The organism is Variovorax dokdonensis, assembly GCF_030316895.1.
Lineage (GTDB): Bacteria > Pseudomonadota > Gammaproteobacteria > Burkholderiales > Burkholderiaceae_C > Variovorax > Variovorax dokdonensis.
Genome location: NZ_JASZYV010000001.1, coordinates 1,299,512 through 1,316,272 on the forward strand (window position 1 = coordinate 1,299,512; position 16,761 = coordinate 1,316,272).

Here is a 16,761-nt window from a genome sequence, read left to right on the forward strand (position 1 = left end):
CGTGCGCGGCAGCGCATCGAGCGATGGGCCGCTGTCACCATGCCGGCGCGCCACGCGCAGCACCGTCGACGGTGCTTCTGCTTGCGAGGTGGTCGGCTCGGGCTCGGGTTCGTCCTCGCCCAAGGCGCGCACGCCGAGCAGGCGCTCCTGCAGGGCGCGGTCGGCGCCGAGTTCGGCAGCCGGCAGCAATTGGGCGATGCGGCCGTTGACCATGACGCCGATGCGGTCCGCCACCTCGATGGCCACGCCCAGGTTCTGTTCGATCAGCAGCACGCCGATGCGGCCCTCGGCCGCCAGTTGCCGCAGCGACTGCGCCACCTGCTCGACGATGACTGGCGCCAGCCCTTCGGTCGGCTCGTCCATGACCAGCAGGCGCGGCTGCAGCAGCAATGCGCGGCCGATCGCCAGCATCTGCTGCTCGCCGCCGGAAAGCTGCGCGCCGCCGTTGCCCTTGCGTTCGGCCAGGCGCGGGAACATGGTGTAGATGCGGTCGACGTCGCGCCGCTTGGCGGCAACCAGCCGCAGCGTTTCGTCCACCGTGAGCGAAGGCCACACGCGCCGACCCTGTGGCACGTAGGCGATGCCGTGGCGCGTGATGCGCTCGGGCGGCAGGCCCAGCATCTCTTCACCGTACAGGCGCACGCTGCCGCTGGTCCGGCACTGGGCGGGCAGCAGGCCGCAGATGGCGTTGCACAAGGTGGTCTTGCCCATGCCGTTGCGCCCGACGATGCCCAGCACGCCGCGTTCGAGCGACAGCCCCACGGCCTGCAATGCGTGGGCGCGGCCGTAATACACGTCCAGCCCGTCGACCTGCAGCAGGGGTTGACCCGGCTGGTCGGGCTCCGGCCGACGGTCGGCGTTGCGAGCGTCGCGCGCCATCAGTGGTGTCCTCCCATGTAGATCGCCTGCACCTGGGCGTCGTTCTCGATCTCGCCGGGCGTGCCGGTACGCAGCACGCGGCCGTTGTGCATGACGGTGACGCGGCTGGACACGCGCAGCGCGATGTCCAGGTCGTGCTCGATGATGACGAAGCTCATGTGGGTGGGCAGGGCGCGCAGCAGCGCCACCAGTTCGCGCCGCTCGGCCGGTGACAGGCCCGCCGCCGGTTCGTCGAACAGGATGAGCCTGGGCGCCCCGGCCAGGGCCATGCCGATCTCCAGTTGCCGCTGCTGGCCGTGCGCCAGGTTGGCCACCGGTTCGTCGGCGATGTGCGAGAGGCGGGCGCGTTCCAGCAGTTCGTCGGTGGCCAGGGTGGAGGCATGCATCGGCCCCGGCCGCCGCATGCTGAACCGGCCGTTGGCCACGCCGCGCACGGCCAGGAAGAGGTTGTCGCGCACGGTCAGTTCGCGAAACAGCAGCGACGACTGGTAGGTGCGCCGCAGCCCCTTGCGGATGCGCTCGTGCGGCGGCAGGTCGGTGATGTCTTCGCCGAAGAACCGGATGCGCCCCGAGGTGGGCGGAAAGTCGCCGGTGATGGCGTTGAACAGGGTGGTCTTGCCCGCTCCGTTCGAGCCGAGCACGGCATAGTGCTCGCCCGCCGCCACCGAGAAGCTCACGTCGTCCACCGCGCGCAGGGCGCCGAACGCGCGCGTCACCCCTTCGAGGGTGAGCGCATCGCCCGTCGCGAGCGCGCTGGCACCACCCGACGGGCGGGCGCCAGCGCGCGCGCCCGCGCCGCGCAGCGGCGTGACGGTCGCCATCAGGACGCGCTCCGTTGGCTCACCCACCGCATGCCGGCACTCGATGGGATGGGCGGGACCTGCGAAGCACGTGCGGCCTGGGGGTGGATCATGGGCACGCAGGAACGTCGCGCGTCCCCATCTGGAAGTCTTCCTTCTTCATCCCCAGCATCTGGTCGATGTTGTCGACCTTCTTGGCCACCTTGGTGGTCAACTCGCCCTTGCTGTCCTTGACCACCTCGGTCACGAAAGTGCTGCCGATGGCTTGACGGTTGGCGTCCAGCTTCACGTCGCCGGTGGGCGTCTTGAGCACCATCTTCTGCAACGCCTCGCGGTACTTGGCCTGCCCGCCCGACAGGTCGCCCTTGACGGCATCGAGCCCGTCCAGCGCCGCCTTCATGTTCACGTAGTACACGTAGGCGAACAGGCTGGGGCTGGGAAAGCCGCCGGCAGAGACCGGGTAGTTCTTCTGGTAGTCGGCCACGAAGGCCTTCCATTCGGCGCCGTCGTAGCTGTCGGCCACCGGGCCGGCCGACAGCGTGCCGACCAGCGAGTCCCGACGCTTGCCGCGATAGTTGAGAACGTCCTGGCTGACGGTGATGGAGCCGCCCAGCATCGGCTTGTCACCGCCGGCGTTCTCATACTGCGTGAGGAAGTTCACCGCGTCGGCGCCGCCCAGCACCACCAGCAGCGCATCGACGTCTTTCGGGATGCGTGCGATGACCGAGCTGTAGTCCTTGCCGCCCAGCGGCACCCAGGCTTTCACAGGCACCTTGCCGCCCTTGGCACAGTACTCGGCCATGAAGCCCTGCACCTGCGAATAGGGGAAGGCGTAGTCCTCGGCAATGACCATCACGCGCTTGTAGCCCTTGTCCAAAGCCGCCTGGCCCAGGCCCACCATCCATTGCGCACCCTCGGTGTTGAAGCGGAAGAAGTTGGGGCTGGGGTTGCTCAGCGTCGTGGCCTGCGCGCCCGAGGCGCCGTTGATGAAGGTCACGTTCGGCTGCGTCTTGGAGTAGTCCTTGACGGCGATGCCTTCGCCCCCGGACAGCGGGCCGACCATGATGTCGACCTTGTCCTGTTCCACCAGCTTGCGGGTGGCGTTGACGGCCACATCCGGCTTGGCGTCGGAGCTGGCCTTGATGATCTCGATCTTGCGGCCGGCAACTTCGCCGCCGCGCTGCTTGACGGCAAGCTCCGCGCCGCGCATGCCGTCCGCGCCGCCGGCGGCGAACGGCCCCTCCAGGGTGGCCAGCAGTCCGATCTTGACCGGCTGCCCGGCCTGCGCCCAGGCGCCGCCGACGGCAGTGGCGGCGGCAATGGCCACCAGGGAATGCTTCAACGTCCTCTTCATGTTCACGCTTGTCTCCTTGTGGTTGGTGAAGGCAGGGCTTTCCTGGGCCGCAGGCGTGAGCGAGCCCACGTCCACAGGCCCAGCAGGCCATCGGGGGAACACAAGACGATGAATAGGAATACGCCGCCGATGACCAGGTTGAAGCGCTCGCGGTCCACCAGGTCGATGGCAAAGGTCTGCAGCAGCACGAACAGGATCGCGCCGATGAACGCCCCGATGGGATGGCGCATGCCACCCAGCACGGCAATGACGAGGATGTTGATCAGCCAGCTGGTGCCCACCGAGCCGGGCGACATCAGGCCGTTGTACCAGGCCAGCAGCACGCCGCCGACGGCCGCGAGCAGCCCGGCCAGCGCATAGGCGGCCACCCGATGTGCCACCACGTGATAGCCCAGTGCGGCCATGCGGCGCGGGTTGTCGCGAATGCCCTGCATCGCGATTCCGAAAGGCGCTCGCACCACCCACTTGACGAGGCCGTAGCCGCCCAGCGCGCAGACGAGAGACAGGAAATAGAAGGGAACCGGGTCGCGCCAGTTCACGCCGAACACGGTGGGAGGCTTGAGCTCGCGCAGCCCCTGGAAGCCGTTGAACACGCTGTAGTTCTGCAGCACCAGGTAGTAGAAGGCCACGCCGATCGCCAGCGTGATCATGATCGTGTAGATGCCTTCGGTGCGCACCGACAGCCAGCCGATCAGCGTGGCGGCCACGATCGCGATCAGCACCGCGAACGGCACCGCCAGCCACCAGGGCCAGCCCAGGCTGATCTCCGCGCTGCTGCTGGTGCCCAGCACGGCCACCGCATAGCCGGCGATGCCGGCCACCGTCATCTGTGCCAGCGACACCATGCCGCCGTAGCCACCCAGGAAGGTGAGCGACAGGGCGATCAGGCCCAGCACGAGCGACTGGGCCGCCACCTGAAAGGTGAAGAAGGGCGTGGCCACGAAGGGAAACAGCAGCGCCACGACCAGCACCACGCCGTGCCGGATGCGCACCGTGGGCCATGCCGAGGCCCGCGCGCCGGTGGCCTGCGCGGCGGCCTTGCCGGGCGTGCCGGTCGGCATGCCCGGCCCACGAGGGCGCACGCCGGGCAATGCGGATTGCCGCGTGTTCATGGCGCGGCGCCATTGCGATGCGCTCATGCTGCTTTCCCCATGATGCCGCGCGGCCGGAACGCCAGCACCAGGATCAGGATGACGAAGGTGAAGACCACGCTGTAGGTGGGCGCATAGGCCAGCCCGTAGGTCTCCGCCAGCCCCAGGATGACGGCGCCCAGCGCCGCGCCGACCACGCTGCCCATGCCGCCGACGATCACGACGATGAGCGAGGCCAGCAGCAGCCGCGTGTCCTCGCCCGGCACCATCGACAGTTCGACCGCGCCGATCACGCCCCCCAGGCCCGCGAGGCCCGCGCCCAGCGCGAAGGTGATGGCGAACACCAGGTTCACGTTGACGCCGGCCGCCGCCAGCATGCCGCGGTCATCCACGCCGGCGCGGATCATGGCGCCGACGCGTGTGCGGTTGAGCAGCCACCACAGCCCGATGCCGATGACGATCCCGAACCCCAGCAGGCTCAGGCGGAAGGCGCCATAGGCATTGATGAGCGGCAGGCCGCGGATGGGGCCTTGCAGCCATTCGGGCGCCTCCATCTGGTGGACCTGCCCGGTGAAGATCCACAGGAGCACGTCGGCGATGACGATGGACAGGCCGATGGTCACCAGCGTCTGGCGCAGGTCCTGGCCCTGCATGCGGCGCAGGATGAAGATCTGGATCAACAGGCCGGCCAGCGCCGCCGCCGCAAAGCCCGCCGCCAGCGCCAGCAGCCACCAGCCAGTTCGCTCGGAGACGATGAACGCCACGTAGCCGCCCAAGAGGTACAGCGATCCGTGCGCGAGATTGACGTTGCGCATCAAACCGAACACCAGGGTGAAGCCGCTGGCGACGATGAAGTACAGCGACGCCAGCGTCAGCCCGTTGAGCATGGTCACGACGAACAAGCGCGCGTTGTCAAACAGCGCCCACAGCGAGAACGCCAGGATCGGGCCGCCGATCAGCAGCCAAAGGGCGATGCGTTGAACGCGGCTCATCGCGTCAGGCGACCCGTTCCGCAGCCCGCTCCCAGCGCCGCTGCTCGGCAATGGGCGGTGTCTTGGCGAACACGCCATCCTTCATCACGGCCAGGATGCGGTCCGGCTCGCGCAGGATCGCCAGGTTGGCCAGCGGGTCGCCGTCGATCAGCAGCAGGTCGGCCAGATAGCCTTCGCGGATCAGGCCGAGTTCGTCGCCGCGCTTCATGATCTGGCCGCCCAGAAGCGTGGCGCTTCGGATGGCCTCGGAGGGCGTGAAGCCCAGGTAGCGCACGAAGAACTCCAGATCGCGCGCGTTCTGGCAATGCGGGGTCATCGCAAAGCCGTAGTCGCCGCCGGGCAGGATGCGCACGCCGCGCTTGTGCATGGCCTTGAGCGATTCGAGCGCAGCGTCCCATTCATGCTGGTAGCCCATGCCCACCGCCATCTCGTGGGTGATGCCGTAGGGATGCGCCTCGTGCAGCATCGCGTAGAGGATCGCGATGCCGGGCGCGACGAACACCTTGTCGCGCGCGGCCTCCAGCATGTCCAGCGTCTCCTCGTCGGTGTAGCTGGCGTGGTAGATCACTTCGATGCCGTGGCGCAGCGCCTGCTTGACCGAATCGGCCGAGCGCGCATGGGCGGTGCCGCGCTTGCCGCGCAGGCGCACTTCCTCCATGGCGGTGGCCACTTCGGCATCGGTCATCCAGGTGGTGCCGGCCGGCGACTGCGGCGTGAAGTTGTCGCCCGAGAGGTTGAGCTTGATCGAGTCGACGCCGTACTTGAGGAACATGCGCACCACGCGGCGCATGTCATCGGCGCCGTTGACGTTCACGCCGAAGCTGAACTCGGGGAAGGGCAGGTGCGGCAGCGTCTCGTCGCCCAGGCCGCCGGGCACGGTGATCTCCTGGCTGGCCGCCAGGTAGCGCGGGCCGGGGATCTGCCCGGCGTCGATGGCATTGCGGATCACCACGTCCAGCCGCGGCTTGGCGCAGGCCGCGCCCACGCACGACGTGAAGCCGGCCTGCAGGTAGCGCCGTGCCACCTTGGCGCACCACAGCACGTGCTCTTCCAAAGGCATGCGCTGGATGCCCGCCAGCGTGGCGGCATCGTTCCACGAGAAGTGCGTGTGCGCCTCGCACATGCCGGGCATGAGCGTGGCGCCCGCGCCGTCGATGACCAACGTGCCATTGGAGCTGGACGAACCCGACATCGATCCGGCCGAGCGGCCCACATGACGAATGCGGTTGCCCTCGACCAGCACACTGCCGCCGACGGGGGCGCTGCCGGTGCCGTCGAGGATGCGGACGTTGGTGAACAGGACCTGTTGCATGGCGCTTTTCTCCTTGCTCAGGCGGCCCAGCGGGTCGTCGTTGGCGAGCGCATTCCGCCACGGACGGGCGGCGCGCGATGGAACTCGCCGTCTTTCATGACGGCCAGGATGCGTGCCTTGTCCTGCAGCACGGTGATGTCGGCCAGCGGATCGCCGTCCACCAGCAGCAGATCGGCGAGGTAGCCGTCGCGCACCTGCCCGAGTTCGTGCGGTCTCTTCATCATCGGCGCGCCCCAGGCGGTGGCGGACAACAGCGCCTCCATGGTCGACATGCCGACGTACTCGACAAAGTACTGCAGGTCCTTTGCGTTGGTGCCATGCGGCGTCCATGCGAAGCCGTAGTCGCCGCCGGGCAGGATGCGGACATCGCGCCGCCGCAGCGCCTTCATGCTTTCGATGGCGGCCTCGAGCTCGCGGAAGTAGCCCATCTTGCGCGCGGCTTCGGGCGTGATGCCGTAGGCGCTGGCGTTGTGGCAGGTGTTGATCAACCATGCCAGGCCCGGCGCGATGAAGTGCTGCTTCTTGTGGGCCTCCAGCATGTCCAGCGCTTCCTCGTCAGTGAAGCTCGCGTGGTAGATCACCTGGATGCCATGCTTGACGCATTGCTTGATCGACCAGCACGAGCGCGCATGCGCCGCCACCCGCTTGCCCCAGGCCTTGGCTTCCTCCACGCAGGTGGCGATCTCGGCTTCGGTGAACTGGCTCATCTCGCTGGACATGCCGGTGATGGATTCGCCCGAGAGGTTGATCTTGAGCGAGTCGACCCCGTACTTGCAGAACATGCGCACGCAGCGGCGCATTTCCTCCGAGCCGCTGACGACTGCGCCGAAGGCGAACTCCGATTGCGGCAGGTGTGGCTGGGTGGTGTCACCCAGGCCACCGGGCACGGTGATCTCCTGGCTGGCCGCGAGATAGCGTGGGCCGACGATCGTGCCGTCTTCGATGGCGTTGCGGATCACCACATCCAGGCGCGGCTTGGCACAGGCGGCGCCCACGCAGGAGGTCCAGCCCATGTCCAGGTAGCGTTCGGCCACCTGGGCGCACCACAGGATGTGTTCCTCCGGCGGCATGCGTTGGATGGCGTCCAGGCTCGGCTGGTCGTTCCACGAGAAGTGCGTGTGCGCCTCGATCATGCCGGGCATGAGGAAGGCTCCGCCGCCGTCGACGGTCGTCACGCCGATCACCGGCACGCGGGCGGCGCCGTAGCCGCTGCGCTGCACGCGGGCGATGCGGTTGCCCTGGACCAGCACCTCGCCCGCGTAGGGCGGATCGCCCGAGCCGTCGAAGATGCGCACATTGGTGAACAGGACGTCGGCCATTTCGATGCTCCTTGTTTCAGCGCTGCCCGGCCAGGAAATCGCGCAGCTCGCGAGCGCATTCGTCGGGCCGCTCGATCGGCGTCCAGTGCCCGCAGCGGTTGAACACCACCACGCGCGCCGGCCCGGCGGGGGCGCCGAATCGCTCGGCCATGGCGCGCACCGCTTGCGGCGGTGCCACCGTGTCTTCGTCGCCAGTCAAAAGCAGCGTCGGCGCCACGATGCGCTCCAGGGCCGCGGCTCGCGCATCCGCCAGCGCTTCGCAACTGCGCGCGTAGCCTTCGGGGTCCTGGCGCATCAGGCTTTCGCGCACGAAGGCGGCGACTGCCGGGGTTCGCTGCCGGCTGTCTGCGGAAGTGGCGCCGTTGGTCAGCGTCTGCGCGATGTCCTGCATGCCGGCAGCGCCTTCGCTGCGGGCCTTGGCAGCGCGCGCGCGGATGGCGGTGCGGGCCGCGTCGGGCGGGGCGATCAGCGGGCCGAACAGCGCCATGCTGCGCACCAGTTTCGGCTGCGCCGCCGCCACGTGCTGGCAGACGATCGTCCCCATCGAGTGACCCAGCAGGTGCACGCGCGTGAGGCCGAGCCGGGTGCAGACGGCCATGACGGCCTCGGCCATGCGTTCGATGCTGAGGGGCATGCCGCCGTACGGGGAGCGTGCGCTGCCCGGCAGATCGAGGCGCACCACGCGGTGGCGCGCCAGTACGCCAAGCGCCAGCGGCGTCCAGGTGTTGGAGCTTCCGCCCAGGCCGTGCACGCACACGACGGCGTCGCCATCGCCATCGTCTTCCACCGCCAGCTTGTCGATCCAGTGAAGCGCCACGGACACTCTCCTTTTCAGGCCAGCTCGAATCGGTTCTCGATCGCGCCGATGCCATCGATCTCGATGCGAAACGCGTCGCCCGGCTGCAACCATTGCGGCGGCGACAGACCCATGCCCACGCCCGACGGCGTTCCGGTGGCGATCACATCGCCCGGCAGCAGCGTGATCCCGCGCGAGCAGGTTTCGATCAGCGTGGGGATGTCGAAGATCATGTCGCGCGTGCTGCCGTCCTGGCGCAGCACGGGCTCTCCGTTGCGCGGCAGCAGCCAGCCGCGCAGGCGGGTGTCGCGCCCGTCGAGCTCGTCGGCGGTGACGATCCAGGGGCCCATCGGGCAGAAGGTGTCGAAGCTCTTGCCGAGCATCCACTGCTGGTGGCGCACCTGGACGTCGCGCGCGCTCACGTCGTTGACCACCGTGTAGCCGCACACATGGTCCATGGCGCGCGACCTGGGGATGTTGCGGCCGGGGCGACCGATCACCACCGCCAGTTCAGACTCGTAGTCGATCTGCTCTGAGACGGCGGCGCCGGGCAGCAGCACCGTGTCGTGTGGGCCGACCACGGTCTCGGGCAGCTTGGTGAAGAGGATGGGCCAGGCGTCCTTGTCGGGCAGGCTGTCGCGAAAGACGGAGCTGGCCAGTTCCGCCGCATGAGAGCGGTAGTTGCGCCCCACGCAAAGCAGATTGCGGCGCGGCCGGGGCAGGGGAGCGCGCAAGGTGAGCGCCGAGACCGGCAGGCGCGGGCCACTTGGCGCCGGCAGGCCGTCGCCGCTGACCATGCGTTCGATCAGCTCGAGGGCGCCGCGTTCGGGATCGCGCACGGCCAGAGGCGTGGCCTCTCGGCCGTCCGCCGAAACCGTGCCCGCATAGCTCCGATCACCCCAGTACCAACTGGCGAAACGCATCGCTTGTCTCCATGCGGCCCCGTCGCCAAGACGTGTTGCAGTGCAAGAAGCTTGGCGAGACGCTGTTCTGTTTTTGAGACTTGTGTCTCAAATCGACTCGGCGGATGATAGCGACGCGTTTTTCCTTGCGGTACAACCAAGACCAACGATTCGCTACGGACTAACCCTTGCATGCCCGCCTTGCGCTACCAACCCACACCGCCGCCCGTGCCGCCCGATCGCGGCGTGCGGGCATCCACTTTCAAGCTTCTGCTGGACACGGCCATGCAGTTGATCCAGACCGAGGGGCGCATTCCTTCGGTGGCCGAAGTGGCGGTGCGCTCCGGGGTGTCGCGGGCCACGGCGTATCGCTACTTCGCCAGCCGCAGCGCGCTTGTCACCGCGGTGATCGACGCATCGCTTGGTCCGGTGCGCCAGCTTGCGCCGGATGAGCGCGACGGCCGGGCGCGTGTGGATGCGCTGTTCCGGAAGACCTTCAGGCGCTTCAAGGAGTTCGAGCCGCAGTTGCGCGCTGCGGCTCAGCTGGCGCTGGAGCAGTGGGCGCTCGACCGGGCCGGGCTGCTGGAGGAAGAGCCCTACCGGCGCGGTCACCGCATCCGTATCCTGGAGCACGCGATTGCGCCGCTGGCACCGCAACTGCCTGCGGACGTGCGCGATCGACTGCACAAGGCCCTGTCGGTGGTCTACGGCATCGAGCCCTACGTGATCCTCAAGGACATCTGGGGTCTGCAGGATCGGGATGTCGAGCGCACCGCGCTCTGGATGGCAGATGCGCTGATCGACGCGGCGCTGCGCGACGCAGCCGCCGCGACGGCGAAGGCTGCGGCCGCCGCCCTGGAGCGCCCTAAGCGCCCGGCCGTCGCCAGAAGGCCAGCGTAGCGGCCAGCGCCCACATGCCGGCAGCGCAGCCGCGGTTCATGCGCTGCAGGCCGCGCCGCGAGAGCCATCGAACGGCCTGCGTGCCGGCCAGCGCGTAGCCGATCATGATGAAGGTGTCGAGCACGACGAAGATCGCGCCGAGCACCAGGTACTGAGGTGCCTGGGGCGCCGTAGTGTCGATGAACTGGGGCAGGAATGCCGCGAAGAACAGGACGGACTTCGGATTGGACAAGGCCACGGTCAAGCTGCGCGCGAAGGCTTGCGGCCCCTGCGGCGCCGTGTGCGGGTGCGACAGCATCGCCTCCATGTCTTCCACCGGGCTGCGCCAAAGCTTCAGGCCCAGGTAGACCAGATAGAACACGCCCGCCCAGCGCAGCGCATTGAACAGCCATTCCGAAGCCGCCAGCAGGGAGCCGAGGCCCAGCGCGACAACCGCGATGACGATGCTGCTGCCCAGGACGGCGCCCATCATCCCCCAGCGCGCTCGCCGCATGCCGCCGGTGATCCCGTTTGACAAAGCCAGAAGCATCGTCGGGCCGGGCGTGACCGCGAGCAAGGCCGAGGCAGCGGTATAGACGAGCAGTGTGTCGAGGTTCATGAGTGCGGCTTGGATGGAGCGATGCCATTGCGCTCGCGTGCCTTGGCCAGCGCGGCTTCGATGATGGCGCGCTTGCGCGCGTCGCTGCTGGTCGATGGAGACGAAGGCGCGACGACGGGTGGCGTGTCGGCAGATTCGTTCTCGCCTGCGTCGGCCGCCGGTCGTGCCTGGTCGCTCATGCGAAGGGTGTGCGTCGCGTAGCGCTGCCTTGCCGCGCGCGCCTGCTCTTCGGACCAGGCCGCCCAGCCGCTTCGCCCCGGTGTCGCCACTTCCAGCGAGATGCAATCGACCGGACACACGGGAATGCACAACTCGCAGCCCGTGCAATGCGGCTCGATCACCGTGTGCATGCGCTTGTTGATGCCGACGATGGCGTCGGTGGGGCAGGCATCGAGACACAGCGTGCAGCCGATGCACCACGCTTCGTCGATGACGGCCATCATTCGCGGGCCTTCAGTGCCGAACTCCGAGCCCAGTGGACACACCGGTCGGCCGGTGATGCGCGCCAGGCGGACGATGCCTTCAGCGCCGCCGGGTGGGCATTGATGAATGTCGGCAGCGCCATCGGCGATGGCTTGCGCATAGCCTGCGCAGTCCGCATAGCCGCAGCGCGTGCATTGCGTCTGGGGCAATGCGGCGTCGATTCGCGCAGCCAGCGTCGTCACTTCACCATCTGCGCCTATGCGGTCCCGGTCTTGCGCTTGCCTTGAGCGGAGCGCGCACGAGACGTGCCGGCGGCTGCCTTCTTCGCTGGTGCCGTTTTGACAGAAGCAGTCTTCTTCGCAGCGGCGGACTTGCGGACAACGGCCGCGGTCCGCGTGCTCACGCTGTCTTCGGAGCTGACTGCGGCGCGCGTGCTGCGGTGCGTCTGCGGCTGGTCATGCGCACTGATGAACGCCCTGACCTCCGGGTACACCTTTTCGCGCCAGCGGCGACCGCTGAAGATGCCGTAGTGGCCCGCGCCCTTGACTTCGAGATGTCGCCGATCTGCCGATCCGACGCCGGTGCACAGGTCGTGCGCGGCTTCGGTCTGGCCCGAGCCGGAGATGTCGTCGAGTTCGCCTTCGACCGTCAGCAGGGCGCTCGTATGGATGTCCTGTGGGCGCACGGGCTCCAACTGGCCATTGGGGTTGCGAACTTCCCATGTGCCGTGGACCAGGCGGAATTCCTGGAAAACGGTGCGGATGGTTTCGAGGTAGTAGTCCGCGTCCATGTCGAGCACGGCGTTGTACTCGTCATAGAACTTGCGGTGCGCCTCCGCGCTGGCGTCGTCGCCCTTGATCAGGTCCTTGAAATAGTCGTAGTGGCTGCTCGCATGACGGTCGGGGTTCATGGCCACGAAGCCGGTGTGCTGCAAGAAGCCCGGGTAGACGCGGCGCCCTTCTCCAGGGAAGCCCTGGGGCACCCTGTAGATGACGTTGTTCTCGAACCATTCGAAGCTCTTGTTCATCGCCAGGTTGTTGACCGCCGTGGGCGACTTGCGTGCGTCGATGGGCCCGCCCATCATGGTCAACGACAGGGGCAGCGTTTCGCCTCGGCTTGCCATCAGCGAGACTGCCGCCAGCACCGGCACTGTCGGCTGGCAGACGCTGACCACGTGGCAATGGCCGTAGTTGTGCTGCAGGTGGCGAATGAAATCCTCGACATAGTTGATGTAGTCGTCGAGGTGGAACTTGCCGTCCGAAAGCGGCACCAGCCGCGCGTTCTTCCAATCGGTGATGTAGACCTTGTGGTCTTGCAGCATGGTGCGCACGGTATCGCGCAGCAAGGTGGCGTAGTGGCCGGACAGCGGCGCCACGATCAGCACAACGGGCTGCTTCTTGAGTGCGGAAAGCGTGTTCGGATCGTCGGTGAAGCGCTTGAAGCGGCGCAGCTGGCAGAAGGGCTTCTCAAGCTCGACCATCTCCTGGATGACCACCTCGGCATCGCCGACCGGCACCGACTTGATGTTGAACTCGGGCTTTTCGTAGTCCTTGCCCAGTCGATAGAGCAAGTCGTAGGCCGCGGACACTCGCTGCGCCATGGGAAACTGGCTGAAGCCGGAGCCGCTGCCGAACAACTTCGACGCCGCTTGAGCGAAGTCGGCAAAAGGCTCCATCAGGGAGCGTTGGGCTTCGTAGAACTGATACAACATCGCGGCAACCCTTACTTTTTATGCGTTGTGCTGCAGTGCAATATAGCAGCGGGTCGCAACTTTCTGCAGAGGGCTGTTCCCAATGCGACTGCCGGAAGTGTCCATTAATTGTCAAGGCACGGATCGACGCTCCTTGACACTTATAAGCCTCAGCTCAGGACCTTGGCGATGCTCTGGCAAACGTAGTCGATGTTCTTGCTGTTGAGTGCCGCGACGCACATGCGGCCGGTGTCGGTGCCGTAGACCCCGTACTCGTTGCGCAACGTCACCATCTGGTCCTTGGTCAGGCCGGAATAGCTGAACATGCCGATCTGCTGGGTGATGAAGCTCATGTCGCGCTGCACACCTGCAGCCTTGAGCCCGTCGACCAGCTTGTGGCGCATGGCCTTGATGCGTTCGCGCATCTCGGCCAGTTCCTTTTCCCAGACGGCGCGGCGTGCCGGGTCGCCGAGCACCGCTGCGACAACCGCGCCGCCGTGGATGGGTGGGTTGCTGTAGTTGGTGCGGATGGCGATCTTCAGCTGCGAAAGCACGCGCGCGGCCTCGTCCTTGTCGGCGCACAACACCGACAGTGCGCCCACGCGCTCGCCGTAGAGGCTGAAGCTCTTCGAGAACGAGGTCGAGACAAAAAAGCTCAGACCTGCGGCGACGAACTTGCCGATCACCGCGCCGTCTTCGGCGATGCCGTAGCCGAAGCCCTGATAAGCCATGTCGAGGAAGGGCACCAGGTGCTTGGCGCGAACCACGCCGATGACCTGATCCCACTGGTCGGGGGTCAGGTCGTAGCCCGTCGGGTTGTGGCAGCAGGCGTGCAGCACGACGATGGTGCCGGACGCGGCCGAGCCCAGGGCCTCGAGCATGCCGTCGAAGTTCACGCCGCGCTTTTCGGCGTCGTAGTACGGGTAGGCCTCGACATTGAAACCGGCGTTGGTGAACAGGGCGCGGTGGTTCTCCCAGCTGGGATCGCTGATCAGCACCTTGGCGTCGGGGTTGACCTTCTTGAGGAAGTCGGCGCCCACCTTGAGGCCGCCCGTGCCGCCGATGGCCTGGATGGTGGCCACGCGGCCCGACTTGACGGGTTCGCTGTCAGCGCCGAACACCAGGCCCTTGACGGCGTTGTCGTAGGCGGCGATGCCGTCGATGGGCAGGTAGCCGCGTGCCGAGGGTGCCTTCATCATGTCCGCTTCTGCCGCCTTGACGCATTCGAGCAGGGGCAGTTTGCCGTTGTCGTCGTAGTACACGCCCACGCCCAGATTGACCTTGTTGGGGTTGGTGTCGGCAGCGTACTGCTCGTTCAGGCCCAGGATCGGGTCGCGCGGCGCCATTTCGACGGCGGTGAAGATAGACATGTTGGAGGAATCCTTAGGGTGTCGGTCGATTCGCCCGTTTTGAAAGAGAAGGACGGGCTTTTCCATGAACTGGCGGCAGGGTTTAACCTATCCAGTTCCCTTGAATTTTAACGTTTGCGCCGCACCTGCTCCGGGATCACCCTATGCCAGCTTCTCCCGAAATTGCTCTTGTGCCGGTCGAAGCCGGTGCCGACGACCCCGCCAAGCCGGGTCAGTTCGTTCGTTACCCGGATTCGCCTTTCGAGTTGTTCCAGCCGTATCCCCCGGCAGGCGACCAGCCTGCGGCCATCGACAAGCTGGTGGAAGGCGTCCAGGACGGCGAGGTCTTTCAGACCCTCCTGGGCGTGACCGGTTCGGGCAAGACCTTCACCATGGCCAACGTCATCGCGCGCCTGGGACGGCCGGCCATCGTTTTCGCCCCCAACAAGACACTGGCCGCGCAGCTCTACAGCGAGTTTCGCGAGTTCTTCCCGAAGAATGCCGTCGAGTATTTCGTCAGCTACTACGACTACTACCAACCCGAGGCCTATGTGCCTCAGCGCGACCTGTTCATCGAGAAGGACAGCTCGATCAACGAGCACATCGAGCAGATGCGCCTGTCGGCCACCAAGAGTGTTCTTGAGCGCCGAGATACGGTGATCGTCGCGACGGTGAGCGCCATCTACGGCATTGGCGCCCCTGAGGACTACACGCAGATGCGCTTCATCCTTCGGGTGGGCGACAAGATCGATCAGCGCGACGTCATCGGGCGCCTCATCCGCATGCAGTACACGCGCAACGAGAACGACTTCGTGCGCGGGGCGTTTCGCGTTCGTGGCGACACGATCGACGTGTTCCCGGCCGAACACAGCGAACTGGCCATCCGCATCGAACTTTTCGACGACGAAGTCGAATCGCTGCAATTGTTCGACCCACTCACCGGGCGCATCCGGCAGAAGATTCCGCGGTTCACCATCTATCCCTCGAGCCACTACGTGACGCCGCGCGACAAGGTGCTGCGTGCCGTCGAAACCATCAAGCTCGAACTGGACAGTCGGCTCAAGGAGCTGTTGAACGACGGCAAGCTGGTCGAAGCCCAGCGACTGGAACAGCGCACCCGGTTCGACCTGGAGATGCTGGCCGAGATCGGGCACTGCAAGGGCATCGAGAACTACACGCGCCACCTCTCGGGCGCCGCGCCGGGCGATCCGCCAGCGACGCTGACGGACTACATGCCCAAGGACGCGGTGATGTTCCTGGACGAAAGCCACCAGATGATCGGCCAGTTGAGTGCCATGTACAACGGCGACCGCTCCCGCAAGACGACGCTGGTGGAATATGGCTTTCGCCTGCCGTCTGCGTTGGACAACCGTCCGCTCAAGTTCGAGGAGTTCGAGCGGCGCATGCGCCAGTGCATCTTCGTGTCGGCCACGCCTGCCGACTACGAGAAGCAGCATGCGGGGCAGGTGGTGGAGCAGCTGGTGCGCCCCACCGGACTGATCGATCCGCTGGTTCAGGTGCGTCCGGCAACCCATCAGGTGGACGATGTGCTGCAGGAAATCCGCCTTCGGGTGGAGCTTGGCGAGCGCGTGCTGATCACCACCCTGACCAAGCGGATGGCCGAGCAACTGACCGACTACCTCTCCGACAACGGCGTGAAGGTTCGCTACCTGCACAGCGACGTCGACACCGTGGAACGCGTGGAGATCATCCGCGACCTGCGCCTGGGTGCCTTCGACGTGCTCGTCGGCATCAACCTGCTGCGCGAAGGCCTGGACATCCCGGAAGTCTCGCTGGTGGCGATCCTGGATGCCGACAAGGAAGGTTTCTTGCGCGCCGAGCGATCGCTGATCCAGACCATCGGCCGGGCGGCGCGCAACCTCAATGGCACGGCCATCCTCTACGCCGACCGCATCACCGATTCGATGAAGAAGGCCATGGACGAGACCGAGCGCCGCCGCGCCCGGCAGATCGCCTTCAACGAGGCGAATGGCATCACGCCGCGCAGCATCGTCAAGCGGGTGCGCGACCTCATCGACGGCGTCTACAGCGAAAAGAGTGGCAAGGAGCAAGCCCAGCGCGAGGTCGACCGCGCCCGCGTGGAAGACATGAGCGAAAAGGACGTGGCCCGGGAGATCAAGCGCCTGGAAAAGCAGATGCTCGAGCACGCACGCAACCTCGAATTCGAGAAGGCGGCGCGGGTGCGCGACCAGTTGGCGCATCTGCGGGAGCAGGCCTTCGGCGCTTCAGGCGGCGACCACGTCGCGGCTTGAAGCGGGAGAAGTATCTTTCTGTGAACTTTTGGCCCGGACAAATATCACAGAAAGGCATGGAATCGGTGTTAACCCGGTAGATC

General features: G+C 66.6%; 14 protein-coding genes and 1 pseudogene. 2 read left to right on the forward strand and 13 right to left on the reverse strand.

What is annotated here, in order from left to right:
• Positions 1-360: 360 nt before the first annotated feature.
• The 9 genes and pseudogenes from QTH91_RS06040 to QTH91_RS06080 form a co-directional block, all read right to left on the reverse strand.
• Positions 361-879, reverse strand: a pseudogene (locus QTH91_RS06040) (ABC transporter ATP-binding protein); the annotation flags it as partial.
• Entirely contained in the window at positions 879-1,700 is an 822-nt protein-coding gene (locus QTH91_RS06045) for an ABC transporter ATP-binding protein (RefSeq protein WP_286659101.1), read from the reverse strand. The gene QTH91_RS06045 and the pseudogene QTH91_RS06040, both read right to left, overlap by 1 nt.
• A gap of 88 nt (positions 1,701-1,788) precedes the next feature.
• Positions 1,789-3,033, reverse strand: a complete 1,245-nt coding sequence (locus QTH91_RS06050) for an ABC transporter substrate-binding protein (protein ID WP_286659632.1) — start codon at positions 3,031-3,033, stop codon at positions 1,789-1,791.
• A gap of 2 nt (positions 3,034-3,035) precedes the next feature.
• Entirely contained in the window at positions 3,036-4,172 is a 1,137-nt protein-coding gene (locus QTH91_RS06055; protein ID WP_286659102.1) for a branched-chain amino acid ABC transporter permease, read from the reverse strand.
• On the reverse strand, positions 4,169-5,116 hold the full coding sequence (locus QTH91_RS06060) for a branched-chain amino acid ABC transporter permease (protein WP_286659103.1): 948 nt from the start codon (positions 5,114-5,116) through the stop codon (positions 4,169-4,171). The genes QTH91_RS06055 and QTH91_RS06060 overlap by 4 nt, the downstream gene beginning before the upstream one ends.
• A 4-nt stretch (positions 5,117-5,120) precedes the next feature.
• Entirely contained in the window at positions 5,121-6,428 is a 1,308-nt protein-coding gene (locus QTH91_RS06065; protein WP_286659104.1) for a metal-dependent hydrolase family protein, read from the reverse strand.
• Positions 6,429-6,445: 17 nt separating this feature from the next.
• Complete coding sequence (locus tag QTH91_RS06070; RefSeq protein ID WP_286659105.1) at positions 6,446-7,747, reverse strand: metal-dependent hydrolase family protein; 1,302 nt, start codon at positions 7,745-7,747, stop codon at positions 6,446-6,448.
• A gap of 16 nt (positions 7,748-7,763) precedes the next feature.
• Positions 7,764-8,564: an alpha/beta fold hydrolase gene (locus QTH91_RS06075; RefSeq protein ID WP_286659106.1), complete on the reverse strand. Its 801-nt coding sequence runs from the start codon at positions 8,562-8,564 to the stop codon at positions 7,764-7,766.
• Positions 8,565-8,578: 14 nt separating this feature from the next.
• On the reverse strand, positions 8,579-9,466 hold the full coding sequence (locus tag QTH91_RS06080) for a fumarylacetoacetate hydrolase family protein (protein ID WP_286659107.1): 888 nt from the start codon (positions 9,464-9,466) through the stop codon (positions 8,579-8,581).
• 171 nt (positions 9,467-9,637) lie between these two features.
• Between QTH91_RS06080 and QTH91_RS06085 the strand changes: the two genes are divergently transcribed.
• Complete coding sequence (locus QTH91_RS06085) at positions 9,638-10,345, forward strand: TetR/AcrR family transcriptional regulator (RefSeq protein ID WP_286659108.1); 708 nt, start codon at positions 9,638-9,640, stop codon at positions 10,343-10,345.
• On the opposite strand, the gene QTH91_RS06090 is transcribed toward QTH91_RS06085, so the two are convergent.
• From QTH91_RS06090 to QTH91_RS06105, 4 genes are all read right to left on the reverse strand, one after another.
• Positions 10,311-10,943, reverse strand: a complete 633-nt coding sequence (locus QTH91_RS06090) for a LysE family translocator (RefSeq protein ID WP_286659109.1) — start codon at positions 10,941-10,943, stop codon at positions 10,311-10,313. The genes QTH91_RS06085 and QTH91_RS06090 overlap by 35 nt on opposite strands.
• Complete coding sequence (locus QTH91_RS06095) at positions 10,940-11,608, reverse strand: electron transport complex subunit RsxB (RefSeq protein ID WP_286659110.1); 669 nt, start codon at positions 11,606-11,608, stop codon at positions 10,940-10,942. The genes QTH91_RS06090 and QTH91_RS06095 overlap by 4 nt, the downstream gene beginning before the upstream one ends.
• A 14-nt stretch (positions 11,609-11,622) precedes the next feature.
• Positions 11,623-13,077, reverse strand: a complete 1,455-nt coding sequence (locus QTH91_RS06100) for a polyhydroxyalkanoate depolymerase (RefSeq protein ID WP_286659111.1) — start codon at positions 13,075-13,077, stop codon at positions 11,623-11,625.
• Between the two features lie 149 nt (positions 13,078-13,226).
• The gene (locus QTH91_RS06105; protein ID WP_286659112.1) at positions 13,227-14,426 is read right to left on the reverse strand and encodes an amino acid aminotransferase; all 1,200 of its coding nucleotides are present in this window, start codon (positions 14,424-14,426) and stop codon (positions 13,227-13,229) included.
• A 143-nt stretch (positions 14,427-14,569) separates the two neighbouring features.
• Here QTH91_RS06105 and uvrB point away from each other — a divergent pair, with 143 nt between their 5' ends.
• Positions 14,570-16,678 carry an excinuclease ABC subunit UvrB gene (uvrB, locus tag QTH91_RS06110; protein WP_286659113.1) on the forward strand — a complete coding sequence of 703 codons (2,109 nt, stop codon included), beginning with the start codon at positions 14,570-14,572 and terminating at the stop codon, positions 16,676-16,678.
• Positions 16,679-16,761: the final 83 nt, after the last annotated feature.